Consider the following 11,418-nt stretch of genomic DNA (forward strand, 5'->3'; position numbering starts at 1 on the left):
CGGAAACCATAAACAGAATAAGGAGTCCTTCCATGGGTGAAGCAAAACGTCGCAAGGAAACCGGCGCACCGCCTCCCCGAAAAGCAAAATCCAATAAGCCGCTGTATTCCGGTATTGGTCTGCTAGTTCTGGCCGCCGTGCTCCTCGGTGTCTTTTTCCTGACCGCCGCACCCGAGCCGACCTCTGACGAACTGCCCGTCGCCGCCCCCAATGCCGATGATTTCCCGGCCCAGCTGGACCAGTACGGCGTCTCTGTTGGCCCCGAGGATGCCCCCGTAGTGGTGCGTGAATTTGCCGACTACCAGTGCCCCGCCTGCGGAAACTTTTCCTCTGCCAGCAAGCAGTTGAAGGAAGAGTATGTGGAGGCGGGCAAGGTTCGCTTCGTCTACTTTGATCTGCCATTGCAGCAGCATCAAAATGCCATGCCAGCGGCCCAGGCTGCCCGGTGTGCCGGGGATCAGGACGCTTACTGGGCCATGCACGATCGCCTATACGATTCCCAGACCGAATGGAGCGGCTCAAACGATCCGGTTGCCACCTTTTCTCGCTACGCCGGTGATCTGGGCCTGGAAGAACGGCGCTTCCGCCGGTGCATGACTACCGAGTTGCACCGTGAAGCTGTCGAGCAGAGCCGCCAGGTGGCCATGCAACTAAGAGTCACCAGCACACCAACGGTTCTGGTGGATAACATCCGCCTGACTCGTCCCGGCTGGGGTCAACTTTCTGCCGTGGTTGAGCGTGAACTGGCCAATGAGGCGGACTGACGCTTTGCTCCAAGGGTAACCCCGCACTTGATCGTGAGCCTGAGTTGGTTAAAATTTGCGCCCTCTCAGGCTCCGGCCTCCGAGACTTTCAAACAGTTACCAAACCATGCTCCGGATTTACGATCCGGCCCGCAGGAGAAAATGATGAGCAACAACGTTGTTGTCTGCGCACTGTACAAGTTCGCAGTTCTGAATGATTTCAAATCCCTCCGCCAGCCCCTGCTGGACCTGATGCTTGAGAAAGATGTGCATGGCACTCTGCTGCTGGCGCGGGAAGGTATCAACGGCACCATTGCCGGCAGCCGAGAGGGCATTGATGCCGTGAAAGCCTGGATCGCCAGCGACGAGCGGTTCGACGGCATTGATTACAAAGAGTCCTTTGTGGACATCCAGCCGTTCAAACGCACCAAAGTGAAGCTCAAGAAAGAGATTGTCACCATGGGTGTGGAGGGTATCGATCCGAAGCGGATTGTCGGCACGTATGTTGATCCAAAGGAATGGAATGATCTGATTTCCGATCCTGAGGTTGTGTTGGTTGATACCCGCAACCAGTACGAAGTGGAAATCGGCACCTTCAAAAATGCCGTCAATCCGGCCACCGATACCTTCCGGGAGTTCCCGGAATACGTGAAGCAGAACCTGGATCCTTCGAAACACAAGAAGGTGGCCATGTTCTGCACTGGCGGTATTCGATGCGAGAAATCCACCGCGTATCTGAAGGAGCAGGGTTTCGAGGAGGTTTATCACCTCAAGGGTGGCATCCTGAAATACCTCGAGGAAGTGTCCGAGGAGCAGAGCCTGTGGCACGGAGAGTGCTTTGTATTTGATGACCGGGTTACGGTCAACCATCGGCTGGAGCGCGGAGAATACGACCAGTGCCATGCCTGCCGCCGGCCGATCACCGAGGAAGACAAGCAGCGTCCCGAGTATGAGCAGGGTGTGAGCTGCCACCAGTGCATCGATTCGCTGACCGAAGAGCAGAAGGCCCGGTTTGCCGAGCGTGAACGCCAGATGCGTCTGGCGGAGGAGCGAGGTGAGGCCCACGTTGGCGGCGAAGCGGCGCGCATCATCGCCGAGCGCAAGGCCCGGAAAAAGGCTGAAAGAGAACGTCAGGCCCGCAAAAGCCTGGAGGGCGAAAGGGCGAGCAGCACCGAGAGGGCCTGACCAACCCGGAAAGGAGACTTCATGGATTTACGACAGACCGTAGCTATTACCGCAGTTGTTATCGCGCCCTTTGCCAGTGCGCAGGAGGCAGACAACTGGAAGGGCGAAACCGAGCTGGGTGTGTTGATCACCTCGGGCAATACCGAAGAGACCAACATCAAGGGGCGCCTGGGGCTGATCCATGAAGTCGAAACCTGGCGCAACACGGGTGAGTTTCGGACCAATTATTCCGAGACCGACGACGAAACCACAGCCGAGAAGTATCTGGCCGCCCTGGAAACTGACTACAAGTTTGCAGAGAACCAGTACTGGTTCCTTCGGGGCTCCTACGAGGACGACCGTTTCTCTGGCTACGACTTCGAATCTTCAGTGACGACGGGTTATGGACACCGTGTGTGGACATCCGGCGAGCGTTCCTTCCTGGATCTCTCTGTCGGTGGCGGTTATCGCTACAACAAACTGGAAACGGTGAATGCCCAGGGCGAGGATGCCGAAGAAGAGGCGATCGCCCGCCTGGCAGGCCAGTTTGATTATGCGCTGTCGGAGAACTCACTGTTCCGTCAGAAGCTGAGTACTGAAATCGGACTGGATGAGAACAACACGGTCACCGAGTCGGAAACGTCACTGCAGGCGAATGTGGTGGGAAACCTCTCCATGAAGGCTGCGTTCCGGGTCAAGCACCTGTCGGATCCGCCCGCAGGCTCCGAAGACACCGACACGGAAACGTCGCTTTCGCTTATCTATGGTTTCTGAGGACGTGAAATCCGGGTCAGATGACGTGTTCATCTGACCCCATCTGCAGCATCAAACGTTGTTTCTGAGGCCCAGCTCATCCGGGTATGGCGTCAGATACTGCTGGGCATGCAAGTAGTCCACCGGCTCCCTGCGCTGAGCCATGCGCAGCAGGGTCATCGGCACCACCAGCGGCACTTCCCCACGGCGGTATGCCTCCATCTGCTCCATCAGTACCTTGCGGTCTTCATCACCCATGGAATCCCTCAGGTAGCCCATCAGGTGCTGCATGGCGTTCATGTGTGAACCCCGGCTCACCTTCTTGCTCATGGCCTCCATGAACAAGTGGATATAGCGCTCTGCAATGTCTGCCAGCGGTTCGGATTTCAGGTCCCCCAGCATGGGGCCGAGCTGGCGGTAGATTCGCTCCGAGTGGGCAAGAAGCTGAAACTTGTGGCGGGTATGAAACTCGATCAGCGCCTGAGCGGAAAGCTTGTCGCCGGCCACGTTCTGCATCCAGTCGTCGTAGGCAAATACACGCTCAATGAAGTTTTCCCGGATCATGTCGTCATTGAGACGTCCTTCTTCCTCCACCGGCATCAGCGGATAAGCCTTCAGCAGCGCCTCGGCGAACATGCCCCGGCCATCGCGGCGGATGACATTGCCATCCTCATTGTGGACCTTGATCCGCTCCATGCCGCAGCTCGGGGACTTGGCCATCAGGATGTAGCCGCGCAGGTCAGCCAGGGTGGGCATGACCTGGTCGATAAAGCCCTGCATGGCATCGGTATGGTCCGCAGCCCCCTTGGTTTCGATCAGGCGCAGGCCGTCACTGTACTCGCGCAGGTGGATGGCAGGGCGTGGAACGCCCAGGCCCGCTTCCAGTTCAGGGCAGATGGAGCGGAAATCAAAATGCTTTGAAAGCACCTGGGTGCAGTAACGGGAATGTTTATGGCCGCCGTCATGGCGAACTTCCTTTCCCAGCAGGCAGGTGCTGATTCCGACAGGGATACCGCTCACGTTACTCTCCATTCATCAGGTCGGTCCGAGGGTGAAAACTGTCTTTATAATACGTGAATTGAGTCTAGCCCGATCAGCTCCGCCAGGAAAACCGTAACCCTACTTACTCGGGTCGAAGCACCGATCCTTTTCGCTTCTTGTCGTACATGGCCAGGGTGGTGGCGTAGATGGTGCGAACGTCACTGGCAAACTGCTCTACCGAATAATCGCCGGCAAACTCCAGGGCCTGGGAGGAGAGCTTCTCGCGCAGTTCGTCGTCCTCCAGCAGTTTTTTCACCTGCGCCCGCCACTGGTCCTGTTTCTCCGGCGTTTTGAATCCGTTGAACCCGTGCCGAACCACGTCCTCGATACCGCTGGATCGAACCGCGACTACCGGCAAGCCGGCGGCCATGGCCTCAAGAATGACCATGCCCTGGGTTTCGGATATCGAGGCAAACAGGAAGGCATCGCCAAGCCGATACCAGATGGCCATTTCGTCCGGCGGAACGGCGCCGACGAGGGTGAAGTGTTGTTTGAGCCCGAGGTCTTCAATCTTCCTCTGCAGCCGGTCTTTCTGGTGGCCATCGCCGATCATCAGGAACCGGAAGGGCACATCGGTTTCCCGCCTGAGAGCATCAATGGCCTCGATCATGAAGTCGATATTCTTCTCATTGGAGAGCCGGGAAACGCTGACGAACACTTTTTCGTCTTTCAGTTCCAGCCTGTCACGGAGCTTCTTGATGTCTTCCTGCTGAACGTCCTGGAATTTGTGGTATTCGATGCCGGTTGGCTGCACGAACGTCGGCGTTTTCACCCCAATCATCCGCAGGTATTCCTCGGTCGAGTAGGTTGGCACGATCACGCCGTCGCACTTGTTGGCAAACCGCTTGATCAGGGCGTGGGAGATCAGGTTCCGGAACAGCATGCCCGGAAGTGGCACAAAGTGGGCATAGTGCTCCAGCCGGGTATGGTAGGTATAGATGGCCGGTATACTCAGGGTACGCGCCACGAACAGACCCAGCGACCCCAGCCAGAACGGATGATGCAGATGGATAATATCCGGCTTGAAAGCCCGCACTCGCTTGCGGATCCGGCTCAGGAAAATATTGGCCAACCTGAATTCCCGCTTTTCTCCCATGGCCAGAAGTGAGGGCACCCGAAGTACGTGGGGTTCGGCCTCAGGCTGTCCCTTGTAACGGGGCGCCACTATCAGCAGTTTATCGCCAAGGGCTTCCAGACCCCGACGCAGGCGTTCGATGGAAATCGGCACGCCGCCAATAAAGGGCAGGTAGTTGTTGGTAAACATCGCCACCCGCATCGGCTTCTCGAGCCAGGGGGCCGGGTCCAGATCGTAGTCCGGGTAATAATCCTTGCCGATGAAAATGGCTCCGTAGAGTTTTATAGCAATGGCCGCAAACACGGCGACAATCAGAATGAAATTGAGGTAGCCGGTGTAGAACAGGGAGTAAATAAAGAACCAGAGACTCTCCAGCCGCTTCAGAATCGGGTGCTGGCCTACTTCGAGGCGCTGCAGGCTGTGGCTTACCTCGCCACCGGCGCCCACATTCACCCGCACATAGTGATAGAAACTGGTGTCGTTGTTCATGACCAGGCCACCGGCACCGCCCGTGGTAACAAACGTGGTGTCTCCGACCGTCTTTTCGGAATAGAGCGACAGGTTGGAGGAAAACACCCGGTCAACATCATGCTCCTCGATTGTCTGGAGCAGTGCGTCCCGAAACTCGGGCGGCGCCAGGTAATCATCCTTCTGATCGAACGGAGCGTTCTCGTCCGGGTGCAGGGGAGGATGCCCTATGAACAGAATTCGGGCCTTTGAGTTGTCCTGGGCCAGCAGATCCTTCAGCCAGCGGATCTGCCAGCGCCAGGGGGTTTTCCCGGTGCTGTCGAGGAAAATCAACCGGGCGGCGCCTGCCTCTATGCTGAAGAAGTGCGGGCCGAAGTGATCGTAGAAACGGAAACTGCCAAAATCCTCAAACTCGTGGGCGCCGAAGGTCAGCAGGTAGGGAATCTCCAGATGACCCAGAGTGCCGTAGAGGGCACGGTACTTGTCTTCTCCACCGCCGCTGACTGCATTACCCGCCGAGACCAGAAAATCGAGCCCGGAACGGTTCAGCTCCGGAATGATGCGGTCCTCGAAAACCCCCACCGAGTTGTTGATGTTACCCACCACCGCAAAGCTGAATGATTCACCGGGGTCAAGCTCACGATAGATCCGCTCCACCTGCTCGGTATGGATCCCCTCGAAATCCTCTGTGAACAGGTTCAGATAGGTCTTGTAGCCCACCAGCAGAAACACCACCAGCAGGCAGAGGTAGAACAGAAGCTTGAGGGGGTTGCGGAAAATCATCCGGCTCTCCTGCGATTGGCGACAAGTTCCTTCTGCAGCACCACCAGCCCGATGATCATGCCCAGGTAGATGGTGAGCAGGCGCCAGCAGACGATGACCAGTATCAAGTGGTTACCCGAAAGGATATCCCGGAAGAAACTTCCGAAAACACCTTCGGAAATACCGGAAGCCCCCGGCGTGGGCGAGAAATACATAACGAACGTGGTGACGACCAGCAGCCCCACCGACACCACATAATCCACACTGTAGTCCAGGCTGTGCATCAGCAGGGCTGGGAAGCTAAACAGGCTGAGCAGAAATACCGCAGTGAAGAGAATCGACAGCCACACGAACACTGGCGCGCCGCGTAGGTAATCACCAAAACTCCGGGAAAGCCGCAGCATCTCCCTGCGCGCCTTAAACTGCCAGCGTCGGTGGCGGCGTTCGCTGATCAGGTGAAGCCGACGCGCGGCTTTCAACAGTCGGGTCAACGGGCCGATCAGCCATCGGGTCCGGAACAAAAGCACCAGGAAGAAACCGAGGTATAGAACAATCAGAAACGCCAGCGCGGTGCCGATATCACCGACAATCGAATTGCCGTCCAGGGACTTGAGTGTTAGCAGGAATACCGGCGTGAGCGAGAAAATAAACAATACCGCCAGTACCGTGCGAATCGTTGTGGCTGCAGTGGCCCTGCCAACCGGAACGCCATGTTGGCTAAGGAACCAGATCTGGGCGAAACCGCCCCCGGTGGCCATTGGCGTGATGTTGGAGAAAAACAGATTGATAAATACCAGCCGGAACATCGCTGGCAGGGGCAGCCGATGCCCCAGCGCCCGCAGGGTAAAGTAGAGCCGAAGGCCATCAGAGATGAAATAAACCAGCAACAGACCAGCCACCGATAACAGGGTCCCCGGAGCGATCAGCCTGGCATCAAAAGTAAGGGTGCGTTCGGCAAACAGGTCGTAAACGGCATACAGTCCGGCAGCGGTAAGAGCCACAAACAACAGGCTGAACATCGCCAGCTTTTTTCCGGAGGCGCGTTTCGAATAGTCGATGTCCGTGGAGTGAGTCATGGGCTGCCCGTCAGAGTGAGACGGGCAGTTTACAGGGTAGGGTGTGGTGGGTGTCCAGTGTCGGGCTAGTGGCCATACACCATCATGGTGGTATTGGTGATGGCAAAGTCGGTGAAATAAACGCCGCCGATGCTGTTGTCGCCAACCCGGAACACAGGCATATCAATATCGGCTCTGAACTCCACATCATGGATGGATAATCCTTCCACCCCGGTTGCGGCGCTTGTTCCTTTGGACAGCTTGGCACTGACGTTGGCCATCCCGAAATGCCCCAAAGTGTCGTCGCCCCGGCGGTTGTGAATCTGTAGATCCTCGATACCGATGGCAGCGAGATTGAAGATCAGAATTACATCGGCCACATCCCAATTCAGCCTGCCGTTGGTGATCTCAAAATGGCTGTCGAGCTGCAGTTCCGACTCGGACACTACATTACCGTTTGAAAGCGTGCGGTTGCTGCCTGAGTTGCGAATCACCAGGTCAGTCGGCCCAAGGTTTCCCTGCAGCAGAATATCCGAAAACATCGTCGTGGTCGGTGCGCTGCCGTCAGACTTGCTCAACGCAATGCTGTCTATCGCCAACTCGAAATCTACCGCGTCCCGGAGATCGGCAAGGCTGGAGGGATCACCGTAATCGATGGCCCCAAGGTGCATCACCAAATCGCCGTCATTGAACTGCTTGCCAAACGCGCCATTGGCTTGTTTGTAGGCAGAAAGTGCATCCGCTACGTCGGGATCATTCGGGTTCAGCGTCCCGGCATCTGCACGACGGGCAATCTCCGAAAACCCGAAATCCAGCACCTCATTCTGACCGGCAATATCAATGGTCAGCTTCATGTTGTCCAACATCGTATCGTTCTGACCGGACAGTCGTATGTTGTCCACATTCAATCGTCCTTCATCCTGATAAGTCAGCTGACCAATGCTGATCTTCGTTGCCATCTCAATTGTGACACCCGCCTGACCGGTTACGCTCGCCATGGCGGCATCGCCCAGCGGCCTGAAATCCGCTGTTACGGGTAGGGCGACACCAAAACCTAATACCAACGATGTGGTGGCTCGGAACAATCGCAAGGTGCAATTTGATTTGGAGAACGTTGAGAAGGAAATGAAAGTCATGGCGCCCCGGATCCATTTTTTTGATGTTTTTCAGGAAGCTCAAACAGGGCTTCCGGGCCGCAGGGGGACAGCACAACCTATGCAGCAGAACTTTGGTTTGTTACAGACTGTTACGATAAGCGGGGGAGGGACAAAGATCTGTGAGCCCTGTCACATGTATATGTAACCACAGAGGATGGGGCGAAGCGGGCAGGCAGGCCTCCCAAAACTGTGCGGAGCCATGGATGGCGGAGCCAAGCGTACACGGATGTATTCACAGCGTGTTTTGGGAGGCCTGCCTGCTCGCTTTGCATGCGTCTCAAGCCGGCAGGCAAAACCTGGACTAAGAAGCCAAAGCCTGCTGAATAAGAGACTTCTGGTGCTCCGCAAACTCCCGAATCAGAGCCTGCGCCTCATCCGAATCCCGCGCCAACACCGACTGTGGCAGATTGGCAAAAAACTCACTGGTTTGCGCCAGATCCCGCCGATACCGATCCGCGCTCAGATAATAGGCCCGACTGACCGCCGGCTTGAAATTCGACAAAGCCTCCGTGAGATAAGGATTCCCCACCACCTCACAACAGGCATCCATCACATCAAAACTCGCCTCAACCACCCCGGAGATGTCGGCAGAGCCCTCGTTGATCTTTTCAACAGCCTTGCTCACTGCCCCAAGCACCAGAGGCTTATCGTTCTCCTGCCAGCGCTCGCATAAACGCACCGCCATCATCATCAGCAAATGCATGTATACATCGTAAAGCTCGGAGGCATGGGCCGCGTCCAGCCGGGTTGCAGAAGCACCCTTGCGGGGCGTGATCTCCACCAGATGCCAGCGTTCCAGGGTGTACAGGGCTTCCTTCACCGAGGCACGACTGACCTTTAATTCACCGGCCAGGGTCGCCTCCTGAATCCGCTCACCGGGGCGAATCTGCCCGGTCATGATCCGCTCGGCCAGGTAATTGGCAATCTGCTCGGCCAGAGTGTTGGGCACCTGAAAATCCATAAAGGCTCTCTGAACAGGTCTTAAAAACCGGTCGGCTGCTGCGGTAAGCCGGCCGGCGTGGGGATGCGTGCGCATGAGTTTATCACAGCCTCTGAATCTGACAGTCACAACGCCTTGATCCGCTGAGGGTTCCTGGCAATTGTCAAAAAACTCCCGCCTATCAGTTGACGACTGATGCATTGTAGGACAATAATGCATAAAACAACAGGTGATCAGAGTTTCACCAACAAGCATTTGATGGAGATAACCCAATGAGCACGACGCAGTTATCGGTAAATCGTGAGGCCACCCGCCGGCGAATATTGCTGACCCTCAAGAAGTACAGCTACCTGATCGCCATGGTGCCGCTGGTGCTGCCCCCTCTGCTGCTGGCCGCCGGCCACGCCACTGATCTGGTAAACCTGTTTTCCTGGGGCGTCCCCGTCGTCGTCTTCGGGATCATCCCGGTTTTGGACATGCTGCTCGGCAAGGATTCACTGAACCCGGATGAAGAAACCGACGAGCCAAGAATGGTCGGCGAGCGCTTCTACAAGGCGATCACACTGGGCTGGGTCGCCGGTTTCGCAGCCTTATTGGTCTGGAGCATGCTGGAACTGGCTTCCGGTACATTCAGCCTGATAGGAAGCATTGGCTGGATCGTCTCCATCGGCATCGTCGGTGGCCTCGGCATCAACGTCGCCCACGAACTCATCCACAAAGACGACAAACTCGAAACCCGGGCTGGCGGCTTCCTGCTGTCACTGGTCTGCTACGCCGGCTTCAAAGTCGAACACCTGCGCGGCCACCATGTGCACGTCTCCACACCCGAAGACGCGTCCTCCTCACGCTACAACCAGTCCCTCTACAACTTTCTGCCCCAGGCCTACGTGCGCAACTTCCTCAATGCCTGGAAGCTCGAAGCCGAACGCCTCCAACGCAAAGGCCACAAGACTGTTAGCTGGCACAACGAACTCATCTGGTGGTACAGCCTCAGCGCCCTAGTACTGGCCGCCTTCACCATCGCCTTCGGCTGGCTCGGCGCCGCCTTCTTTTTGGGGCAGAGCTTTATCGCCTTCACCCTGCTGGAAATCGTCAACTACCTAGAACACTACGGTTTGCACCGCAGAAAACTCGAAAACGGCCGCTACGAACGCACCGGCCCCGAACACAGCTGGAACAGCAACTATTTCCTCACCAACGTCTTCCTGTTCCACCTCCAACGCCACAGCGACCACCACGCCTGGGCCAAGCGCAGATACCAGATCCTCCGCCACCACGACGTAGCCCCCCAACTACCGGCCGGCTACTCTGCCATGATCGTCCTGGCGATGTTCCCCCCACTCTGGCGGCGAGTAATGAACCCAAGAGTTGAGGCTTACTACAAAGGCGAAGAACACCAGTTGGTCTAGCCCGAGAAACGGCGGGCTGACCCAAAAGTTCGGTCGGCCGGGGTGTGAGGGGTTTATTTCTGCAGGGAAACGACTGTCTGAGCGAAGCGAGTTCGGCTTCCCGGAAGAAATAAACCCCTCATGCCTCGGCCAGCCACCAAGCTTCAGAGCGTCTCTGAAGAAACGCCGGCCAAAAACCGGCCCTCAAGACCCCGGCGGTTCGTCTCTGGCCCCGGGGTCTTTTTTCATGCCCTTGAAATCTTCATGAAACGCACACAGGTATAATAGTTAAATCCTGCGAAAAAGAAGGGAAAACCAAAATGCCCAAGCATTTCGAACAAGCCCCCGGTCTGCACGAAGACCCCGTTCCCGAAACCGAAGGCTACGTATTCAACCAGACCATGATGCGCATCAAGGAACCCGAGCGCTCCATGGACTTTTACACCCGAGTGATGGGCATGCGCCTGGTTCGCAAACTGGACTTCCCCGAAATGAAGTTCACCCTGTATTTCCTGGGTTACCTGGATGATCGTCAGGCTGGCCTCGTGCCCCAAGACGACGCCCACCGGACCACCTACACCTTCGGCCGCGAAGCCATGCTTGAGCTGACCCACAACTGGGGCACCGAAGACGACAACGACTTTGGCTACCACAATGGCAACGACGAGCCCCAGGGCTTTGGCCACATTGGTGTTGCCGTGCCAGACGTCTATGCCGCCTGCGACCGGTTTGAAAAGCTCGGTGTGGAATTCGTGAAAAAGCCGGACGACGGCAAGATGAAAGGCCTGGCCTTCATCAAAGACCCGGACGGCTACTGGATCGAAATCCTGCAGCCGGACATGCTCGAGAAACAGCGTAAGGAAGACTGATCT

The 11,418-nt window shown here is 56.8% G+C and carries 11 protein-coding genes; 6 read left to right on the forward strand and 5 right to left on the reverse strand.

All coding sequences use genetic code 11. The features are described 5' to 3' along the window. Positions 1 to 32: 32 nt before the first annotated feature. From WA411_RS09425 to WA411_RS09435, 3 genes are all read left to right on the forward strand, one after another. On the forward strand, positions 33 to 764 hold the full coding sequence (locus WA411_RS09425; RefSeq protein ID WP_291906453.1) for a DsbA family protein: 732 nt from the start codon (positions 33 to 35) through the stop codon (positions 762 to 764). A 144-nt stretch (positions 765 to 908) separates the two neighbouring features. Next, entirely contained in the window at positions 909 to 1,928 is a 1,020-nt protein-coding gene (gene trhO / locus WA411_RS09430) for an oxygen-dependent tRNA uridine(34) hydroxylase TrhO (RefSeq protein ID WP_291906450.1), read from the forward strand. A 21-nt stretch (positions 1,929 to 1,949) separates the two neighbouring features. Next, positions 1,950 to 2,681: a DUF481 domain-containing protein gene (locus WA411_RS09435; protein ID WP_291906449.1), complete on the forward strand. Its 732-nt coding sequence runs from the start codon at positions 1,950 to 1,952 to the stop codon at positions 2,679 to 2,681. Positions 2,682 to 2,732: 51 nt separating this feature from the next. On the opposite strand, the gene WA411_RS09440 is transcribed toward WA411_RS09435, so the two are convergent. From WA411_RS09440 to WA411_RS09455, 4 genes are all read right to left on the reverse strand, one after another. Further along, the gene (locus tag WA411_RS09440; protein WP_291906447.1) at positions 2,733 to 3,680 is read right to left on the reverse strand and encodes a YbgA family protein; all 948 of its coding nucleotides are present in this window, start codon (positions 3,678 to 3,680) and stop codon (positions 2,733 to 2,735) included. 103 nt (positions 3,681 to 3,783) lie between these two features. Beyond that, positions 3,784 to 6,027, reverse strand: coding sequence for a glycosyltransferase (locus WA411_RS09445; RefSeq protein WP_291906445.1), 2,244 nt, complete (start codon positions 6,025 to 6,027; stop codon positions 3,784 to 3,786). Continuing rightward, positions 6,024 to 7,082 (reverse strand): lysylphosphatidylglycerol synthase transmembrane domain-containing protein, encoded by a 1,059-nt coding sequence (locus WA411_RS09450; protein WP_291906444.1) that lies wholly within the window; start codon positions 7,080 to 7,082, stop codon positions 6,024 to 6,026. The genes WA411_RS09445 and WA411_RS09450 overlap by 4 nt, the downstream gene beginning before the upstream one ends. 65 nt (positions 7,083 to 7,147) lie before the next feature. Further along, entirely contained in the window at positions 7,148 to 8,059 is a 912-nt protein-coding gene (locus WA411_RS09455) for a DUF6160 family protein (protein ID WP_291906442.1), read from the reverse strand. Between WA411_RS09455 and WA411_RS09460 the strand changes: the two genes are divergently transcribed. After that, positions 8,058 to 8,363, forward strand: a complete 306-nt coding sequence (locus WA411_RS09460; protein ID WP_291906440.1) for a hypothetical protein — start codon at positions 8,058 to 8,060, stop codon at positions 8,361 to 8,363. The genes WA411_RS09455 and WA411_RS09460 overlap by 2 nt on opposite strands. A 156-nt stretch (positions 8,364 to 8,519) precedes the next feature. Here WA411_RS09460 and WA411_RS09465 read toward each other — a convergent pair whose 3' ends face one another. Next, positions 8,520 to 9,179 (reverse strand): GntR family transcriptional regulator, encoded by a 660-nt coding sequence (locus WA411_RS09465; protein ID WP_291906438.1) that lies wholly within the window; start codon positions 9,177 to 9,179, stop codon positions 8,520 to 8,522. Positions 9,180 to 9,430: 251 nt separating this feature from the next. On the opposite strand from WA411_RS09465, the gene WA411_RS09470 reads away from it, so the two are divergent. Together WA411_RS09470 and gloA are read left to right on the forward strand one after the other, a co-directional pair. Next, complete coding sequence (locus tag WA411_RS09470) at positions 9,431 to 10,567, forward strand: alkane 1-monooxygenase (protein WP_291906436.1); 1,137 nt, start codon at positions 9,431 to 9,433, stop codon at positions 10,565 to 10,567. A gap of 299 nt (positions 10,568 to 10,866) precedes the next feature. Next, positions 10,867 to 11,415 carry a lactoylglutathione lyase gene (gene gloA / locus WA411_RS09475; protein WP_136630144.1) on the forward strand — a complete coding sequence of 183 codons (549 nt, stop codon included), beginning with the start codon at positions 10,867 to 10,869 and terminating at the stop codon, positions 11,413 to 11,415. Positions 11,416 to 11,418 lie beyond the last annotated feature (3 nt).

The organism is Marinobacter sp. CH_CUG1437-1 (assembly GCF_037029655.1).
Taxonomy (GTDB): Bacteria; Pseudomonadota; Gammaproteobacteria; order Pseudomonadales; family Oleiphilaceae; genus Marinobacter; species Marinobacter salsuginis.